Annotated in this window: 14 protein-coding genes; 8 read left to right on the forward strand and 6 right to left on the reverse strand. The window is 46.4% G+C overall.

What is annotated here, in order from left to right; genetic code table 11:
• Positions 1-36: 36 nt before the first annotated feature.
• Positions 37-1413 carry a DHA2 family efflux MFS transporter permease subunit gene (locus tag ACNFVB_RS07080; RefSeq protein WP_430737005.1) on the reverse strand — a complete coding sequence of 459 codons (1377 nt, stop codon included), beginning with the start codon at positions 1411-1413 and terminating at the stop codon, positions 37-39.
• A gap of 490 nt (positions 1414-1903) precedes the next feature.
• On the opposite strand from ACNFVB_RS07080, the gene yghU reads away from it, so the two are divergent.
• The 7 genes from yghU to ACNFVB_RS07115 all read left to right on the forward strand — a co-directional run bounded on the left by yghU (position 1904) and on the right by ACNFVB_RS07115 (position 12137).
• Positions 1904-2773 (forward strand): glutathione-dependent disulfide-bond oxidoreductase, encoded by an 870-nt coding sequence (yghU, locus tag ACNFVB_RS07085; protein ID WP_430738487.1) that lies wholly within the window; start codon positions 1904-1906, stop codon positions 2771-2773.
• A gap of 538 nt (positions 2774-3311) precedes the next feature.
• Positions 3312-4421, forward strand: a complete 1110-nt coding sequence (locus ACNFVB_RS07090) for a DUF1176 domain-containing protein (RefSeq protein WP_430737006.1) — start codon at positions 3312-3314, stop codon at positions 4419-4421.
• 480 nt (positions 4422-4901) lie between these two features.
• Complete coding sequence (locus ACNFVB_RS07095) at positions 4902-6545, forward strand: DEAD/DEAH box helicase (protein ID WP_430737007.1); 1644 nt, start codon at positions 4902-4904, stop codon at positions 6543-6545.
• Between the two features lie 262 nt (positions 6546-6807).
• Complete coding sequence (locus tag ACNFVB_RS07100) at positions 6808-8052, forward strand: DUF819 domain-containing protein (protein WP_207992097.1); 1245 nt, start codon at positions 6808-6810, stop codon at positions 8050-8052.
• A gap of 217 nt (positions 8053-8269) precedes the next feature.
• Entirely contained in the window at positions 8270-10828 is a 2559-nt protein-coding gene (uvrA, locus tag ACNFVB_RS07105) for an excinuclease ABC subunit UvrA (RefSeq protein WP_430737008.1), read from the forward strand.
• 56 nt (positions 10829-10884) lie between these two features.
• On the forward strand, positions 10885-11628 hold the full coding sequence (locus ACNFVB_RS07110; RefSeq protein ID WP_430737009.1) for a zinc-dependent peptidase: 744 nt from the start codon (positions 10885-10887) through the stop codon (positions 11626-11628).
• A 143-nt stretch (positions 11629-11771) separates the two neighbouring features.
• Positions 11772-12137, forward strand: coding sequence for a helix-turn-helix transcriptional regulator (locus tag ACNFVB_RS07115; protein WP_430737010.1), 366 nt, complete (start codon positions 11772-11774; stop codon positions 12135-12137).
• A gap of 174 nt (positions 12138-12311) precedes the next feature.
• On the opposite strand, the gene ACNFVB_RS07120 is transcribed toward ACNFVB_RS07115, so the two are convergent.
• Positions 12312-12968: a hypothetical protein gene (locus ACNFVB_RS07120; protein WP_430737011.1), complete on the reverse strand. Its 657-nt coding sequence runs from the start codon at positions 12966-12968 to the stop codon at positions 12312-12314.
• A 154-nt stretch (positions 12969-13122) separates the two neighbouring features.
• On the opposite strand from ACNFVB_RS07120, the gene ACNFVB_RS07125 reads away from it, so the two are divergent.
• Complete coding sequence (locus ACNFVB_RS07125; protein WP_430737012.1) at positions 13123-13623, forward strand: hypothetical protein; 501 nt, start codon at positions 13123-13125, stop codon at positions 13621-13623.
• A 502-nt stretch (positions 13624-14125) separates the two neighbouring features.
• Here ACNFVB_RS07125 and ACNFVB_RS07130 read toward each other — a convergent pair.
• From ACNFVB_RS07130 to ACNFVB_RS07145, 4 genes are all read right to left on the reverse strand, one after another.
• Positions 14126-16429 (reverse strand): TonB-dependent receptor, encoded by a 2304-nt coding sequence (locus ACNFVB_RS07130; protein WP_430737013.1) that lies wholly within the window; start codon positions 16427-16429, stop codon positions 14126-14128.
• Positions 16430-16724: 295 nt separating this feature from the next.
• Positions 16725-17699, reverse strand: a complete 975-nt coding sequence (locus tag ACNFVB_RS07135) for a siderophore ABC transporter substrate-binding protein (protein WP_430737014.1) — start codon at positions 17697-17699, stop codon at positions 16725-16727.
• Entirely contained in the window at positions 17696-18472 is a 777-nt protein-coding gene (locus ACNFVB_RS07140) for an iron ABC transporter ATP-binding protein (protein WP_348548395.1), read from the reverse strand. The genes ACNFVB_RS07135 and ACNFVB_RS07140 overlap by 4 nt, the downstream gene beginning before the upstream one ends.
• Complete coding sequence (locus ACNFVB_RS07145; protein ID WP_430738488.1) at positions 18469-19392, reverse strand: iron chelate uptake ABC transporter family permease subunit; 924 nt, start codon at positions 19390-19392, stop codon at positions 18469-18471. The genes ACNFVB_RS07140 and ACNFVB_RS07145 overlap by 4 nt, the downstream gene beginning before the upstream one ends.
• Between the last annotated feature and the right edge of the window lie 14 nt (positions 19393-19406).

Genomic DNA, 19406 nt, shown 5'->3' on the forward strand with positions numbered 1-19406 from the left:
TTGCTTGTTGCCTGTGAGACGTACCTAAGATAAGCCCTAATATAAACCGCGACCATCTTCAGGCTTGAGCCGTAAAAAATACAACCCTGATAAAATGGTCAAAATCCCCAGTATCCAATAAGTCGTTTGAAACGCCGCCAGCGTGTCTAGTCCAAAGCGCTCACGTAATAGGTTGAGCACCGCCGCCCCAAAGGCAATACCAAAGCCAATTGCTAGCTGCTGATTGACTGCCATGAGGCTATTGCCGCTACTGGTCTGCACGCCTTCCAAATCACCAATGGTAATGGTGTTCATCGCGCTAAACTGCATAGAGTTACACGCGCCCATCAAGATAAGCAGCGGGATAAACCATAACCAATTATCAGGGTCGTTAAACTGCGCCAATAAGATGATGAGTATACCGATGAGCAGGGTATTTAACACCAAAACTTTGCGATAGCTAAAGCGCTGGATGATTTTGCTGACCCAAGGCTTGATACCGATAGCACCAATGGCGATAGGCGCAAGCAGCCAGCCTGCCTGCGAGGGCGAATACTCAAACACCACTTGTAATAACAGTGGCAGTAAGAACGGCACAGCGCTGATACCCAAACGGGTAAATAAATTGCCCGTGATACCGATACGAAAAGTACGAATATCAAACAGACTCAGTGGAAATAAAGGCGCGGGGCGGCGTTTGGCATGTGCCACATAAGCGCCTAGCAATACGCTGGCGGCCACCGCTAGCAGCAGACCATACATGCCGCGGCCTACCTGCGAGCCAAACTCTACGGCGAGAGTAAACCCACATGCCGCAGCGGCAAACAGCCCAAAGCCTAGCCAATCAAGGCGCTGGGTGTCTTCAAACAACGCAGGCACCAGTTTTTTGCCCATAACAAACCCTAAAACACCCATCGGGATATTGATCAAAAATATCCAATGCCAACTGGCATACTGGACGATATAGCCGCCCAGCACCGGCCCCACGAGCGGCGCGACCAAGGCCGGTATCACGGCAAAGTTCATGACAGTTAGTAGCTTGTTGCGCGGATAAGACTTGACCAAGATTAGGCGCGCAACAGGCGTCATCATCGCCCCGCCAACCCCTTGTATCACCCGTGAGCCTATCAAAAAATCCAACGTGGGCGAGGCTGCGCACAGTAGCGAGCCAATAGAAAAAATAACAATGGCAGTCAAAAAGATACGCCGCGTACCGTATTTGTCCGCCAAAAAGCCACTGATAGGAATAAAAATCGCCAACGTCAGCGCATAACTGATCACCGCCCATTGCATTTTTAGCGGCGACTCGCCGAGAGCTTGTGCCATCTGCGGCAGCGAGGTATTTAAAATAGTCGCGTCTAATATCTGCATAAACAGCGCTACCGCTAACACGTAGGGTAGGTATTTATCTTGCATTGGGGTTAGCGTTACCATGTGACTCTCATTGGATATTGGGTGTTAATCAGCAAATGATCGGTTTATTCGCGAGCGAAGCAGCCACAGCCGATAAGTGGCACAAGCTGGGTAGTATAAGAAACAGCGGCATATAATAACAGTGAATCAAAGTAACGATAAATAGCAACGATAAACAGTAGCAATAAAAGAAGGCGATAAAAAACAGACATCACCGCACAAAAAGCAACCATCAAAAACTGCATCAACCGCATCCAGAGCTGACCACAAACTTAGAGCCTAGGCGCTGGCATGGTCACCTGGTATGGTCAAAAAGCGCTTATTTACAAGAGAGGGCTTTAATATCAGGGCAGAGTGTCGTTATAGTAATGACTGATACATCTTAAATAAAAACAGCCGACACCCAATGGATAGATAATAGGCACTGAACAACCAATTAACCACCTAGGGACTAATACCTCAGTACCAATAAATAATAGGCATCAATAATGATCGATAGTAAGGAGATATGATGAAACAAAACAATCACCACAGCACGCATGCTGATAACAACAGCACAAGTACAGCAAACGACGCCTACGTTCCGCCCAAAGTATGGGTGCAAGACAAAGACAATGGCGGCAAGTTTGCCAGTATCAATCGGCCAACCGCTGGCGCGCGCCACGAGCAAGTGCTGCCGGTGGGCGGCGCGCCGTTGCAGCTGTATTCACTCAACACCCCTAACGGCGTCAAGGTCAACATCCTCTTAGAAGAGCTGGCTGAGCTGGGCGTCAAAGGTGCTGAGTATGATGCGTATAAAATTGATATCTCTGAGGGCGATCAGTTTGGCTCCGGGTTTGTAGACATAAACCCAAACTCAAAGATTCCCGCCTTGGTCGATCGCTCGCATGATGAGACGGACGAGCCTATCGCTATCTTTGAGTCGGGCGCTATCATGATGTATCTGGCCGAAAAGTTTGGCAAGTTTATTCCGCTATCTTTAGGCCAGGCGCGCGCCGATTGTCTGTCTTGGGTCATGTGGCAGATGGGCAGTGCGCCTTTTTTAGGCGGCGGGTTTGGGCATTTTTACGCATATGCACCTGAGCCTTTAGAGTATCCGATCAACCGCTATACGATGGAGACCAAACGGCAGCTTGATGTGCTAGATAAGCATTTAAAAGACCACAGCTATATGTGCGGTAATGATGACAGCGATTACAACATCGCTGATATGATTATTTGGGCATGGTATGGACAATTGGTGCTTGGCAAGCTCTATGATGCGGCTGAATTCTTACAAGTCGATGAGTATAAGCATGTCAAACGCTGGGCTCAAAATATCGCTGAGCGTCCAGCGGTCAAGCGCGCTGCAGACTTGAGCTTAAAACCTATCAATCAATAACCGTATTTATACCAGTCACACAGGGTATGTCGGCATATCGATTTTATGCCAAATTGATTATAGTTAGAACAATAGGGCTGATAAGTCATCACTTATCAGCCCTATTTTCGATTTTTTGATACTTAATATGCTGTTTTAGATATCGCTTGTCATTCTACATTCATATATGTTTATATTGTAATAGCAGTATACTTATCTAATTACACAATGGTACATTAGTACAACAGATAGAAACATTAATACGTTAAGATAGCATGTCGCCACATTTATAACAGATGCGTAGACATCGTCTATTAATTAATGGATAGTGACTATGAAGGATGATACCAAGCTAGGAGACTTTAGCAACTCCTGCCAATCTCAGCAGCGGCGTATATTACATATGTGTATGTTACATAGCAGCGAGCAAGACAGCAGACCAAACCCTGTGGCTGGCATGACTGGTCTTATGATAGGTAGTGAGTTGCCTATATCCAAACATTATCTCATTCCTAAAACAATAAAACCTTTTAAAAAAATAACAAAGATACTTTTATTTATGATAAAAAATACCCTCTCATTTTCTCAGTTTATTCATATTCCTATACCCTTGGTCGCTGCTATCGGTGCTGCTGCCGTTAGTACAGCCAGCATGGCGGCAGGCGGCGGTATCGAGTTTACCAGTCAAGACTGGCAGGTGGCTTGTGATAACACCCGCACTTGCCGGCTGGCAGGCTATCAAGCAGAAAACAACAGTGAGTTTCCAGTCTCGGTGCTACTAGTACGCCGCGCTGGGGCAAATGCAGATGTCGATGGCAAGATCAAGCTGGGCGGCGCTAAAGAAAGCTCCTCAAAGGCATTGATGCAGCTTGGCAGCCGTCACCGTATATCACTGCTGATCAATGGCAGAGACTATGGCGAGACTCGGCCTTTTTCTGCTGCCGCTGGCAACGCTGAGCTGACCGCCACGCAAGTCAATGCGCTATTAGAGGCATTGACCAAAACGAGTAAGATTGAGCTGGTTTTGCGCAACTCCCGCTGGCAGTTGTCGGATAAAGGGGCCAGCGCTGTCATGCTCAAGGCCGATGAGTTTCAGGGGCGAGTAGGGACACCGAGCGCTTTTATTAAGGCTGAAGGCGCCGCTAAACCCAATAGCAGTGTCTTGGCGCCCAAGCCTGCGCCAAAGCTAAGGTTTGTCGCTCCCAACCCGAAAGCTGTGCCCAGCGGCCAACGAAAATTCGTCATGAGGTCGTCCCAGCTTGCCGCGCTGATGAAAGAGACCTTAAGAGATGCTGATCGTGACTGCCCAAACTTAGATGATAAGTCGCCATGGCGGGTCAGCCGCTTAAACAACTCTCAATTACTCGCGCAGCATGATTGCTGGGTGAGCGCCTATAATGCAGGCAGTGGCGTTTGGGTCATTAATGACAAAAAACCTTATAAGCCGACCTTGGTGACCACCAGTGCCACCAGCTATGACAAAGGCAAGCTAAGCTCGGTACAAAAAGGCCGCGGCATCGGCGACTGTATCAGTCAGGTTGATTGGCTATGGACGGGCAGGGCATTTGAAAAAAGCCATGAAAGCACCACAGGACTGTGCCGTATGATCGAGGCGGGCGGCGCGTGGCAGCTGCCAACCTATGTCACGGAGGTAAAAATAGGCAAATAATAGCTACAGATAGTTTTTTATTGTGCTATACTACGTCGCCACGAAAGTTTAGGCTTTTGTGAATTATGAGATTGATAACATCGCCTGCGATTTTGGGTCTAGGATTGACCATGAGTAATTGTTGCCGATGATTTTGTGTACTTAAATAACGTTTTTATCGTTATTTTTGACTCATATCTTATCTACTGAATCATCACTATGGTTTGGATTGGTTGTTGTTTTCGATTATCTGCTTTGGACAAAGCATTGATAATACGCTGATAGCAAGCAAGGATAAGACACTCGGCACTACCACCAAAATACGTCAGACAGCACGCATGCATTTATGATAGAAGCTTGGCTTGAATTGCTTAGCTTCTAACGATCGATATTGTTATATGATTCGATGGTAGCTCATAAAGGCGGTGTGGTGAACGGTTATCAGTGGTATGCATCAAGCTTGCTGAATGTACAGCATCTTATACTTACCCAAGGATTCTCATGACTGATATCTTATCTGCCATCGCCGCTGAAAACGGCATCATCGAAAGCACCGATACACCAAACACTGACACCTCTAACACTGACGCTACTGCTCAAGCAGCAACAGACGCGGCCTCAGAAGACAAAACAACCTTTAGCGATCTTAATATTGCCAAGCCGATTTTGACCGCGCTTGATCGCATCGGTTATACCAATCCAACACCTATTCAAGAACAAGCCATTCCTTTTGCCCTACAAGGCCGCGACCTATTGTTGTCTGCGCAAACCGGTAGTGGTAAGACCGCCGCTTTTGTTATCCCTGTACTCGATCGCCTAAGCCGTGCCACCAGCTTTGATAAGCTCACCAAAGCCCTTATCCTAACGCCAACGCGCGAGCTTGCTCAGCAGGTGCATGACAGCGTGCGCACGTACTCAAAAGACATGCGCGGTTTGTTCTGCGTGCCCTTGGTCGGCGGCGCGCCTTACAACGGTCAAATCACCGCCCTACGTAAAGGTGTACAGGTCATCGTCGCCACGCCTGGTCGTTTGCTTGACCATATCAAAGCAGGCCGTGTGGATTTATCAAACCTTGAAGTGTTGGTACTAGATGAAGCGGACCGTATGCTTGACATGGGTTTTGCTGATGACATCAGTGATATCTTAAGCGCCGCGCCAACCGATCGTCAGACGATCATGTGTTCAGCCACTTGGGATGGTCCTGTCGGCAAAATCGCTGCCAGCTTTACCAAAAACCCTGAGCGCGTGTCTATCAAGGTAGAGTCAGCACACATCGAAGAAAAAGTGTACTACTGTGATGATTTTGATCACAAAAACAGATTGCTTGATAAAGTGGTTTGCCAACCAGAGATGGATCAAATCATCATCTTTGCGGCGACCAAACGCAGTACAGAAAAACTGGCCAAATCGCTACAAGAGCAAGGCCACAAAGCCAGCTTTTTACATGGAGACTTGCCGCAAAGCAAGCGTAACCGTATCGTGCAAGACTTACGTAATGGCAAATGCAAAATCCTAGTAGCGACTGACGTTGCTGCCCGTGGTCTTGACGTGCCAGCCATCTCACACGTCATCAACTACGACTTACCGCGTCAAACAGAAGACTACGTGCATCGTATCGGCCGCTGTGGCCGTGCAGGTCGTACCGGTGTCGCCATCAGCCTATGCAGTATGGATGATCGCCCACAGTTAAACGCCATCAACCGCTACTTAGATCGTCAGATGGAAGTGTGCGTCATCGAAGGCATGGAGCCTAAGAAAACCTACGTACCAAGCGAAAACAAAGGACGCGGGCGTGGCCGTGGTCGCGGACGCTCTAACGGTGGTGGTCAAGGCCGTGGCCGCTCAAGCGGTGGTTATGCTGGCAAGTCTACTGGCGGTGGCCGTGGTCGCTCAAACGATCGCGCAGCAACAGGCCAGCGCGCCAGCAATGATAGTGGATACCAAGGCCAAGGTGCTGGCAAGTCACGTGATTCATCAGGTAAGCCAAAAGACCGTTTTGGTGGTAAACCATATCAGGGCAAGCGCGGTGACCGTGCAGCTACAGGCCGTGGTCGTCCAAGTGGTAGTCAAGGCCGCCCAGCGGGTCGCTCTGATAGCCGTGGCCAAGGTCGTCCAAACGGCGGCAACCGTGGTAAAAACTCGTAATACAGCGCCATAATATTGCTGGCGTTGATGACACTGTGATATATAGCGGTATAAAGCTCGCCCAATAACAAAAAAGCCAGATACGTGTTATCTGGCTTTTTTGTGGCTATAGGTAAGGACTAAATGGTGTTGGCCATTTAATAACCACCCATCATCAAACAAATAGAATAAACGCAGGTGAATGCAGGATCCTTGCTTGCACCTATTTTTTGCCTTGTCTATACTGACGGGCTTTGATCAATCGTACACTCGGAGGCCTCTGATGCCCGCCACCTCAAGTTTAGCAATCGATAGCCTGCCATTAGCCTTTGGTATTATCATGGCCATTATCGGTTTGGTGTTTTATACCCAAGGGCTGCCGGGTAAGTTCTGGCGACGTTTTTATGCCGTACTGCCCGGTATCGTTCTGTGCTGCTTTATACCCGCAACGCTTAACAGCTTAGGGGTTTTTGCAGACGGTGTTGGCTCGCAGATTTATGGTTTTACCGCCACCTACCTGTTGCCAGCAAGTTTACTCCTGATGACGCTGTCGATGGATGTGCCCAAGATATTGGGACTAGGATGGAAGGCGATTGCTATGTTTTTTGCTGCCAGTATCGCCATTATCATCAGTGGTCCGATCAGCTTAGGCATCGCCAAATGGGTGTCGCCCAGTATGTTTAGTGATGACACCTTGTGGCGCGGGTTTTCGGCGGTCGCAGGAAGCTGGATCGGCGGCGCGGCTAACCAAGCGGCGATGAAGGAGCTATTTGGGGTCAGTGATGACTTGTTTGGCATGATGATTCTGGTCGATACCACCAACGCTTCGCTGTGGTTACTCGCGATACTTATCATGGCTAAACACAGCGATAAAATTGATAAATTGTTAAAAGCTGATAGCAGTAGTATCGACAAAGTCATCACCGCAGTTGAGAGCTATGAGCGCCACCATGCGCGGCCTGCGACTTTAAATGACCTCATGGTGATGTTTGGCCTGTGCTTTGCCATGGTGGGTGTGGCGCACTTTTTGGGCGGGCAAATCGCAGGGTTTTTTGCGCCTTATAGCTGGGCGGTGCAGTACAGCTTTGCCAGTAGCTTCTTTTGGATGGTGGTCATCATTACCATCATAGGAGTGATCTTCTCTTTTACCAAAATTCGCCGGCTTGATCATGTGGGCGCCTCCAAAATCGGTACAGTATTTATCTTTGTACTTATCGCGGCTATCGGCATGCAAATCAATCTAGCCGGTATTGTCTCGCAGTGGCGCCTGCTACTTATCGGTCTACTATGGATGAGTATTCACGTTGTCATTATCTTTGCTGTCGCAAGGCTCATTCGTGCGCCGTTCTTCTTTTTGGCCGTGGGCTCCAATGCCAATACAGGCGGCGCATCCTCAGCCCCGATTGTCGCTACCGCCTTTCATCCATCACTCGCACCAGTTGGGGTGTTTTTGGGTATTCTTGGTTATGCGGTCGGTACTTTTGGCGGCTATATCAGCACGCAGATGATGCGGCTGGTGGTGGGCTAAGGTTAAAAAACTCCTCTGAGCTGTCAATCTTAATTAAAAAGAGCGTGCTAAGATATTTTCTTAACACGCTCTTTTTATGTCATTTAGGTATAAAGTTATCGTTTTGTCTCTCTATGCTATGAATACGTAAGCTTAGCTCTAGCCTACAGCCAAGGTGTGTTAACCTCTCGGTAATCAAACCTTATAATAATAATGAGTTAACAGGAAAGACTGTGGTATGGCCAAGTACAATAACAAAAACTCCCACGACCCTTATAGCGCTCCCAATCACCAGCGAAACAAGCAACCAAACAGCCACGTTCAAGTCCGCGGCGCACGTGTGCATAATCTAAAAAACGTCGATGTTGATTTGCCACGTGATGCGCTGGTGGTGTTTACGGGTATATCAGGCTCAGGGAAGTCATCGCTGGCGTTTGGGACTTTGTTCGCCGAATCACAGCGGCGTTATCTGGATTCGGTGTCGCCGTATGCAAGGCGTCTGATCGATCAAGTGGACGAGCCAGATGTCGATGCCATAGAAGGCCTGCCTCCCGCAGTCGCCTTACAGCAGCAGCGGGGCACGCCTTCTGTACGCTCCTCCGTTGGTAGTGTCACGACCATATCAAACGGCTTGCGGATGTTGTACTCACGAGCTGGCGAGTACCCAGCAGATCAAGACATGCTCTACGCCGATGCATTCTCGCCCAATACGCCAGATGGTGCTTGCCCAAGATGTTCGGGTATTGGCCGAGTGTTTGATGTGACCGAAGAGTTGATGGTGCCTGATGGTAGCAAGTCCATTCGTGAGCGGGCGATTGCATCGTGGCCTGGCGCTTGGCAAGGACAAAACCTAAGCCGAATATTAACCACGCTTGGCTATGATATCGATACGCCGTGGCACAAATTGTCCAAAAAGTCTCGCGACTGGATTTTGTTTACCGATGAGACGCCAACGGTCCCGGTCTATCCTGAATACGATGTGGCGCAGACGCGTGCTGCGATTGAAAAAGGAGAAAAGCCCAATTATATGGGAACATATATCAGCGCCAAAAACTTTATCCTAAATGCCTTTACCACCACGCAAAGTCCACGGGTCAAAAAACGCGTCTCGCAGTTTATGCAAATCTCTGTATGCCCAGAGTGCCACGGTAAAAAACTCAAAAAAGAATCGCTATCAGTAAAGTTTGCAGGGCTGGATATCGGCGAGCTGTCACAGCTTACCTTAACCGATTTGGCATTGACGCTGGAAAAAACAGCGCATACAAAAATCGAAGATGACACCCCCAACCGTGAAAAAGCCATCGTCTCACAGCGCATTGCTAGCGATATATTAGCGCGTGTTGAAGCACTAACGAGACTGGGCTTGGGTTACTTGTCGCTTGAGCGCACCACGCCAACACTATCGCCTGGTGAGCTACAGCGATTGCGATTAGCGACGCAAATACGCTCGCAGCTGTTTGGTGTGGTGTATGTGCTTGATGAGCCATCCGCAGGCTTGCATCCTGCCGATACGCAAGCACTGTTGGGGGCATTGGATGAGCTTATCGCCGCTGGCAATTCAGTGTTTGTCGTCGAGCATGATGTGAGCGTTATTCGCCATGCCGATTGGGTAGTCGATGTCGGACCCAAGGCTGGCACGCATGGCGGCGAAATTGTCTATAGCGGCCCTGTAGAGGGTTTGCGTCAGGTCACTGAATCAACAACCGCACAATATCTCTTTACCGATAAAGAGACGGCGCACAAAAAACCGCTTAGAAAACCTAGCGCTTGGCTAAAGCTTGCTGATATAGAGCGTAACAACATCCAAGGGTTAAGTATTGCGTTTCCGCTAGGGGTGATGACTTGTGTCACTGGCGTATCGGGATCAGGTAAATCAAGCTTGGTCAGTCAGGCGCTGGTTGAGTTAGTTAATGAAGCCTTAGGGAAAGAAGTGGTTACCCAAGCTGCAACTGATGAAGCGGATTTACTAGAGCAGGAGTTTGAGACGGTCACTAAAGGCCAAATCATTGCTGGTATGGACAAAGTCAGCCGCCTTATTGATATAAATCAAAAAGCCATTGGCCGTACGCCGCGCTCAAACCTTGCCACCTATACAGGGCTGTTCGATGATGTCCGTAAATTATTTGCGGCAACGGCGGAGGCCAAAGCATGCGGTTATGATGCGGGACGTTTTTCCTTTAACACACCAAAGGGTCGTTGCCCCAACTGTGAAGGCCTAGGGTTTGTCAGTGTTGAGCTGCTATTTTTGCCGAGTGTTTATGCGCCTTGCCAAGTCTGTCATGGTCAGCGCTATGATAATGACACGCTGGCGATTACTTACCGAGATAAAAACATCGCTGAAGTGCTGGATCTCACGGTAGAATCTGCTTATACGTTTTTTGATGGAGAAGCCTCGATATTACGTGCTTTAGATGCTCTCTTGCAAGTTGGTCTTGGCTACTTGCGTCTGGGGCAGCCAGCAACTGAACTGTCGGGCGGCGAGGCGCAGCGTATCAAGCTTGCCACCGAGCTACAACGTACCCAGCGTGGCGATACGCTTTATATCCTTGATGAGCCGACCACTGGCTTACATCCTGCCGATGTGTCGATGCTGATGGCGCAATTAGATGCGCTCGTCGAGGCAGGCAATACCGTCATTATGGTTGAACACGATATGCAAGTGGCCAGCAATAGCGACTGGATTATCGATATTGGGCCGGGAGCAGGGGATGCAGGCGGGCAAGTCGTTGCTCAAGGTATACCTGAGGATGTGGCAACATCAAAGACCAGCCAAACTGCACCGTTTTTATTGATATAGCGTTAATTGGCGCAGTATTATCATCATTGCATATCGTTTAACGTTAAGGAACAACCATGTTTGGCATGATAAAAGACTGGCGTGAGCAGCGCATACTAGACAATAGTGAGTTTACCAAGGCTGATTGGCGGCAAGCTGCCAAGCGCATTGTGATACTTGATAGACTAAATGAGGACGAAAGGAGCCGTCTGTTTGAGCTGGCGACGTTATTCTTAGATGAAAAGTCGATTACCGGCGCGCAGGGCTTTGAGATTACCGATAAAGTCAGACTGTCTATTGCCTTGCAAGCTTGCCTACCGATTCTAAATTTAGGGCTGGAATGGTATAAAGGCTGGTCTTCAGTCATCATCTACCACGGCTCATATAAAAGTGAGAGTACCACTGTTGATGAGTTCGGTATCGTTCATGAGGGCCAGCAGCATCGAAGCGGAGAGGCGTGGCAGCGTGGGCCTGTGATACTGTCATGGAAGGATGCCAAGCACTCAGGCGAGTGTGACGGTCACAATGTGGTCATTCATGAGTTTGTGCATAAGCTCGATATGTTAAATGGCCGCGCCAACGGATTTCCGCCCATGCACCCTGATATGGATCCGGCGCGCTGGACGAAAATTATGAGCCGTGATTTTGAAGATTTTCAAAATCATCGCAAGTCAGGACTGGATCGCTATGGTGCGACCAATCCAGCGGAGTTTTTTGCAGTGCTTAGCGAGGTGTTTTTTGAGACCCCGCAAAAGCTATTCGATGCGTATCCTGATATTTATGACATTATGGTGAAGTTTTTTCAGCAAACACCGCTGTAGTCTTTATAGCAAAACCGTCAGTCATAGATGTACTCATCATATCAATGTTAATATAAACAGCAAAACACGCATAAATTCGGCAGCCCAATAAGTTTTTGGGATTTTTGTAGCATGCCAAGCTGCTAAACCTGATTGTTTTGACATTGAGTGCACCCAAAGAGGTGATGATGAGTGAGATGTCAGCGATACAGTCTGTGCATCTCAAACGTATCGAGCATTATGTGAATTTAAATTTAGCAAACCCTGATTTGAGCCCAAACACCGTCGCTGCAGCTTGTCATATTTCTATTAGATACTTGCACAAACTCTTTGCCAGCTTGCCTTATAGCTTTTCGGAATGGGTCAAGATGCTGCGCTTAAAGCAGGCCAATCATATTTTAAAATCAAAGAGCTATGTCACCATTGAAGAAGTCGCTTATAGGGTCGGCTATGGCGACCAAAGTTACTTTTCTCGCATTTATAAACAGTATTTTGGTTATCCGCCTCGAGATACGCCCAACACGGGATAACAAGGTATTATTAACGCTAAACTGAAATACTTGAAAAATAAGCAATAACATAGTCTTTTATATTTATAAATACGAATATATGGTATAAAGACAGCAAAAAAGGGCAGGGCATCATGGTTGAGCGTCAACATGTCAACATTCTGCTGTTTTAGCCACTATTTGCGTATAAATGCACTAAGTCGTCCACTGGTCAGTGATAACGGCTACCAGATAACGCTTACCTTGATAGTCATCAAACACCAAGCGCAACACCCGCCAGTCTAAACCGCTGTATTCATCACTACCTTTATAGTAAAACTCAACGACATCAGAGTTTTGATATATTTTATTTAGGTTATTGATGCTATTGCCACTTTTTTGAAACTCATTGATGCTAAGGGTAGCGTCATTAAAGGTTTTGGCCTTTACCCAAGTGTTTAGGTACTCTGGTAGCGGTATAATTAATGGCTCACCAGTGCCGTCACGTTCACCCCAAGTAAAGCGGATTTTGGACTGCTGCAAATACTGAGCATACTGTTCACGGCTAAAGACCTTATCGGACTCAGGGCGCACATAGGCATACATGGAGAAACGCACACCACGGGTAGGATGAATGTCTTTGGTGATTCTGGCATAGTCGTTATTGGCAAGTGCACGCTGGATGCGTAACGCTTGCTGTTTGAGCGTTTGTTGGCTCATGTCCGTGGTTACGGGGGTGTTGGTGGATTGCGCCGATGCATTTATAGTGGACTCAGCTGAGGATTGACAGCCTGTTGCTGCCAATACAAAGGCGAACATACCACTTGTCATTATCGAAAAATAAGGGGGCTTTAATGCTGCAAATAGGGTCATATTATGTCCTTATGATAGCCATTACTGGGAGTATGCAAAGCGACAATTGCTAATCATCTCAACCTGAATGATACGATAAGACAGCACAGTCCTCATATGAGTGTGATGTAATGGTTAATATCTATTTGTGTAAAAAAATAGGGTAAATTGACCCATGCAGATTATTAAACCATTGATACCCATACTGATATCGCTCGCGACAGGATTTGCGACGTTTGCTCATGCAGCAAGTAATGTTACAAAGAGTAATACGACAACAGGCGCGCAGATATATAACGCGCAAAAACTACAAACCATTCGCCAGATGTATGAGCAAGACATCCGTAATGAAGGGATGGATAATCCAGTTGTCCTGCAACAATACGCCAATACAGCGCTGCAAAACGCTATGCAGTTAGAACAAACATATTTTGAGACAGCGCAAATGTCTTGTCATGTGGGTTACGATGTACTATGGAACTCACAGGATCCTGATTATCAGCAAGACAAGCAGTTTGCTATCACCGATAAAGGGCTGGTTAAAGTTAGCTTGGCACAAGGCGGCGATGTCTATTATGATTTGACTTGTGATAATAAAAATTGCCAAGTGGCGGACGTGATATTAACTGATCAAGGAAAATCGCTGCGTGAGCATTTGCTAAAAGCTTGCCGTTAGTTTGAGAAAAGTATGGTAATGGATTGGTTTGGTGACGGATTGATGATTTGCTGGGAGCATCAATAGAAAGTAACGTAAGTAAAATCGTCGAATCAGTATGTATAAAAAGCTTATCGGCAACCTATTAAAAGCATTGGTTTGTTTTCGCATAATGTATATTATGTTAAATAAGGTATATGTGGTAATAATTTCATAAAACTATAATCTTATAAAGATAGGTTTGCGCTGATAACTATTGAATCTTTGCAGTCTCATGGTTTGTAGCGGCATAATACCTACACATTAGTTAGATTAATCTTGACTTCATAGATCAAAAAAACCCTACATGCTATAGTCAGTTCAATATCATTTCGATACAAGGAAACCGAGTGCAAGCGATACATTAGTATGCTTAGCGAGGATGACGATGTAGCGGATTTATATAGACTTGGCTATATTACTTATATAGCACGCAGGGCTGAGTCTTCAGCAGTTATACAATGTCGAAAACCTTCGGCTCAAATCAAAAATCCATCGTTGCTGATAGCAAGAATGTACGCGGTCCACCTATGGCCAAATCGTTGTAATGTGCCGTTGTCCAATAGGCCTTATTCATCACGTTTTCGACACTACCGCGCAGTGTTAGTGGTTTGTCATTAACAGAAGTCAAATAGCGCGCACCCACATCATATATAGTGCGACCTGGTAATGATTGAATATTGTCATTTTCTAGGTATTGTTTAGATACCGCATTTGCATTTGCGGTTAGCGTCAAATTTTCTACCAAAGGTAAATCCCACTCTACGCCGACTTTAGATTGCCACTTTGGTACACCAGCCGCTTGTTTACCCTCATTGACCCCATCATTCATTTCAGTTAACTTAGCATCAATATAGCTAATACCGCCCATTAATCGTACATTTTCAGCAGGCGAGCCAAAAAACCCCCACTCCACGCCTCGATTACGCTGAGCGCCAGCATAAGAAAAAATATTGGTGTCGGTATCTGTATAACTGTTCGGTTTTTCGATTTCATAAGCACTTAAGGTATGAGAGAAATTACCAAGATCGATTTTTATACCGACTTCTTTTTGTTTGGTTTTATAAGGCGCAAATATCTCGCCAGCATTTTCTGCATCTGTTGGTGCTGTAGCGCCCTTACTCAACCCTTCTATATAATTTGCATACAAAGATGTCTGGTCGGTTATCTTTACTACTAGCGCCCCTGACGGCGTTATGGCATTTTCATCATATTTCGTACCTGTTGATAACAAGCCGCCTGTTTGTTCTGTTTTTAGCTGTTGATAGCGAGCCCCCAAGGTGAGTTGATATTTATCCTGATCAAACGATAACGTGTCTGCAATGCCATAACTGGTCAATTCTGTGTCTGTCGCAGTTAAAAGGGGCGGATTTAGATCTAAGTCAGGTCTGGATCCCCACATAGGGTCGTAGATATTGGTATCAACACTGACACCACGGAATCTTGCCGCATATAAATTGTATTCCTCTTCATAGCGAGTGGCATTGACTGCTATTTGGTGATCAATACTACCCGTTTGGAAATTACCATTTAGGCCGACTTCGAACGACTTTCTTTCGTTGTCGTCACCCACGTATCCAACGGTGGTACTGATATCTCCATCAGTATTAGATATCTGAGCATTATCTGCACTGAGTCCGTCATAATTCCATTTGGTTACCCCCATGGAGGCATACGTTGTCAATTGGTCATTGATATCAAATTCAGCGCGTCCTATGGCCCCTTTGGTTTGAGTCTCAAAATAGGCCCAACTGGGATTTAATAATGTATCTGGATCTGGAACACTAGGAATATCAACACCTGATGCTAATGTAACTCCTCGAGTCGGCCCATCCACATGGTCTGTTGTCGTATAAAGGTCGGCGGATACTCGTGCACGCTCACCGCGCCAGTCCAGTGCAATAGCTGCTGATTGCGCTTGCTTTTCTTGATCATCAACGGCGCTATCACCCTCTCTATAAGCCCCATTTACACGAAAACCAAATTGCTTGTCTTCACCAAAGCGGCGACCTATATCGACATGCGCGCCCAGTTGTGAGTCTGATAGATATCTAGTGGTCAGCTGTGTCAGCGGCTCATCCCCTGCTCGTTTGGTGACTAGGTTGACAGAACCGCCGATAGAGCCGTTGGGAGACATGCCATTGAGCATTGCTGATGGACCTTTAAGCACCTCAACACGCTCAAACATTTCAGGTGAGCTACGATAGTAAGGTGCCATACCAGTCAATCCATTGACGGTCACATCATTACTACTCGACGCAAAACCACGAATATAATAACTTTCAAGACTCTCTCCACTGGCACCGCTGGTATAAACAGCGGGATCCGTTGCAGCAATAACATCGGTAATATCTACCGCTTGTTGGTCAGCGATGAATTTATCGGTGTAACTGATGGCACTAAATGGCGTGTCTAAAAAGTCTTTATTACCCAAAAATCCCATATTATTGGTGTATGTCACCTGCCCGCCAGCATAGTTAGAGTTCTCCTCAACGTCAGCTTCAACCGTGATTGCTGGTAGTGTGACCGTTGGTAGGTCTTGATCCGCTTCTGTGCTCTGGTTTTGTGCAGTAATGGTCATATCAGTGGCTTGTGTACTACTGACTGGCGTACCGTTGGTCTGGGCATAAGCGGCGGGCATGCCCAAAAATACAGTACCAGCAGCTGCCCCACATAAAAGTGCCAGTTTTGCTGAGACAAAATAATTGAGAACAAAAAATGGTTTGTGCTCTGTGAAAGATTGCTTGACGTTGGGGTGTTGGCTTGAATGTTGTTGAAGTTGAGACATAGCGATATCCTGTCGTTTTGATAAACAAATAAGTATTAAGTTAATAAAAAATAATGATAATAAAAATACAAATGATAACTATTTACATAAAGAAGCTAAAAAATAACTTATTTTAGCTTCGATTGAGCAACTAGCCTGCCTTTCTTGGCAATACTAATTATCTGATATAGTCAATCCACTATAAAAGCGTTACAGCGTTAACCTCGCTTGAAATATGACATATACATCTGTACTCAGTTGCCTTGTACTACTCTTAAATTAGATCAACGATAGTATCCGTGATACATTGATGTCTTTAAGAGGTCGTCTGATAACCCTTTAACACATCATCCATCATAATGTTCAACGAGGTCGGACTGGCTGCAGTGATATACCATGCATCGGCATCAACAAACACAACGTGGCCGTTTTTCCATGCTTTGGTTTGACGCAGTAACGGATTGCTCACGTCATCAGGGCTGATGGTCGCGCGATGCTCCATAACCGCAGTACGGTCGACGATATAGATGATGTCAGGATCTGCTTGCTGTATAAACTCACTAGAAATAGGCTGACCGTGCAGGCTGGTATCGTCAAGTGTGCTTGCTGGCTTGACACCTAAGTCATTAAAGATAAAACCATAGCGAGAATGCACGCCAAAATTACTAAAAGCCCCATTGTTATGCAGTACCACCAGCGCTTTTTCTGGGCGATTTTTTGTTACTGCTTGTACGTCTTGCACTCTTGCTTCTAGCTGCGCGACCTGCTCTTTTGCCAATGCTTCTTTATCAAAAATCTTACCCAAGGCTAATAAGTGATTTTCAACATTTTTGACATGATGCGCCTGACTGTCATTAAAACTCACATCGAAGTGTAGCGTTGGTGCAATCTCAGACAGCTCTTGATAGTTTGCTGCATGTAGCGGAGTCATCAAAATAAGGTCAGGATGTAGCGCATATATGCGTTCCATATTGGGCTGAACAATGGCGCCCAGATCCTCTATATCCGCATTTTGTTTGTATTGAGCCAAAAAATGTGGCACGTAGTCTTTGACCATACCTGCAATCGGTACACCAAGCTGGTCTAGAAAGTCAGCTTCGTTCATATCGAGCACAGCAACCCGCTGCGGACGATGATCGAGCACGGTCGTACCAAGTTCATGCTCGATGGTGATGGGCGTCTTTAGCGTCTGCGACGCTGCAGGCTCGTGAGATGTTTTTTCACAGCCTTGTAGAGGCATAGATGCCATGATGGCAAGCATCCACACCCAACCTTGTTTTCTTACATTCATATACTCACTCCTGATAAATTAAAGTAATTGCACAAACAACCACGCTCACTACAAATAATCTCAAACTCAAGATCATACAACTCGCTTAAGTTGCTTTCTGTCACCACCTGCTCAGATGAGCCACTAAAACTCAGTGTCCCATTTTTTAATGCTACGATATGATCTGAATAATTGGCCGCAAAATTGATATCGTGAATCACCAAAATAACTGTCCTACCCTGTTCATCACATAAACGCCGTAGCGCTTGCATAATGCGTACCGCATGCTTCATATCCAAATTATTCAAAGGCTCATCCAGTAACAACACATCCGTCTGCTGAGCGATGGTCATTGCCAAAAAAGCCATCTGCCGTTGACCACCACTCAATTCATCCAAATAAGCATGGCGCAAGGGCGCTAACGCCAAAAACTCAATCGCCTCATCAATGATACGATGGTCTTCTGCCGTCAATACGCCGCGGCTATAGGGAAAGCGCCCAAACGAAATCAGCTCCTCCACCGTTAAGCGCAGATTGAACCCGGGCGACTGACGCAGAGTGGCGACGTGATGAGCGTACTCAGAGGTGCGAATATCACTAATGTTACGACCTTCCAATAAAACCTCACCGCCACTTGGTTCTAACAGTCTGGCCATCACCATCAATAGCGTGGATTTTCCAGCCCCATTAGGGCCAATCAAAGAGGTCACTCCGCCTTTAGGAAAAGCCAAACTGATCTGAGAGAGCACACTTTTGTTGCCATAGCTTTTATACACATTGTTAATCGTAATCATGTAAACCCTCTAGTACGAACCGTCAGCGCTAGAAAATAAATCCCACCCACAAGGTTGACAAGAATACTGACGCTGGTTTTGTAATTAAAGACATGCTCAACAAAAATCTGAGCCACTAAAAAGATAGCAATCGTAATGGCGCAGGCCATTGGTAACGTGACCTTATGACGGTTACTACCTGCAAGCACATACGCGATATTGGCAACAAACACCCCCATAAATACCGTCGGGCCAATCAAGCTTGTGGATACTGCCACCAAAATAGCAATGAGTGCTAAATATCGTTTAACATACTTGGTATGACTCACCCCAAGGGACTGTGCCTGCTCACAACCCAAAGCCAGTACATCTAATATCGGCAAGGTTTTGCGACCAACCCACAGCGCGGTTGTAACCGCAAGCACTCCATAAAACAACGTCTCAGGCTGAGAGCGATTGAATGAGGTATAACTCAAACCCTGAAAAACAGAAAACTCGCCCGGGCTGATACGCAATTGAATAAACTGAGTCACCGTGCCAATGACCATGGTCAGTACCAAGCCAAATAACAGCAAGGTGTAAACATCGTTTTTACAGCGTGGAAACAGCCAGTGGTGCAGTGCCCACGAATACGCCAGCATCAACGCGATAGAGACTATAAAGTTGCCGCTCACCCCCAAAAACAATAGCCCTTGTGTGCCCATCAAAAAGAGCAATAGCACTTGAAACAATAGATAAACCGCTTCGTATCCCATGATCGAAGGCGCTAAAATCCGATTGCCCACAATCGTCTGAAAAATGATGGCTGAAAAAGCCAAGCAAACACTACCCAAAATAATGGTGACCAAGCGAATCAAGCGCTTAGGAATCAAATAATCAAAATCCAAACCTGAACCAATGAATAAAAAGATAAGCGCCAAAACGATAATCAATACAAACATCGTCCGAAACTTTG

The organism is Psychrobacter sp. VH5 (assembly GCF_050572635.1).
Taxonomy (GTDB): Bacteria; Pseudomonadota; Gammaproteobacteria; order Pseudomonadales; family Moraxellaceae; genus Psychrobacter; species Psychrobacter celer.

Coding starts and splice junctions, on each gene's coding strand:
- ACNFVB_RS07080 (WP_430737005.1), bottom strand. CDS start 1,413: ATGGTAACGCTAACCCCAATGCAAGATAAATACCTACCCTACGTGTTA.
- yghU (WP_430738487.1), top strand. CDS start 1,904: ATGAAACAAAACAATCACCACAGCACGCATGCTGATAACAACAGCACA.
- ACNFVB_RS07090 (WP_430737006.1), top strand. CDS start 3,312: ATGATAAAAAATACCCTCTCATTTTCTCAGTTTATTCATATTCCTATA.
- ACNFVB_RS07095 (WP_430737007.1), top strand. CDS start 4,902: ATGACTGATATCTTATCTGCCATCGCCGCTGAAAACGGCATCATCGAA.
- ACNFVB_RS07100 (WP_207992097.1), top strand. CDS start 6,808: ATGCCCGCCACCTCAAGTTTAGCAATCGATAGCCTGCCATTAGCCTTT.
- uvrA (WP_430737008.1), top strand. CDS start 8,270: ATGGCCAAGTACAATAACAAAAACTCCCACGACCCTTATAGCGCTCCC.
- ACNFVB_RS07110 (WP_430737009.1), top strand. CDS start 10,885: ATGTTTGGCATGATAAAAGACTGGCGTGAGCAGCGCATACTAGACAAT.
- ACNFVB_RS07120 (WP_430737011.1), bottom strand. CDS start 12,968: ATGACCCTATTTGCAGCATTAAAGCCCCCTTATTTTTCGATAATGACA.
- ACNFVB_RS07125 (WP_430737012.1), top strand. CDS start 13,123: ATGCAGATTATTAAACCATTGATACCCATACTGATATCGCTCGCGACA.
- ACNFVB_RS07130 (WP_430737013.1), bottom strand. CDS start 16,429: ATGTCTCAACTTCAACAACATTCAAGCCAACACCCCAACGTCAAGCAA.
- ACNFVB_RS07135 (WP_430737014.1), bottom strand. CDS start 17,699: ATGAATGTAAGAAAACAAGGTTGGGTGTGGATGCTTGCCATCATGGCA.
- ACNFVB_RS07140 (WP_348548395.1), bottom strand. CDS start 18,472: ATGATTACGATTAACAATGTGTATAAAAGCTATGGCAACAAAAGTGTG.
- ACNFVB_RS07145 (WP_430738488.1), bottom strand. CDS start 19,392: ATGTTTGTATTGATTATCGTTTTGGCGCTTATCTTTTTATTCATTGGT.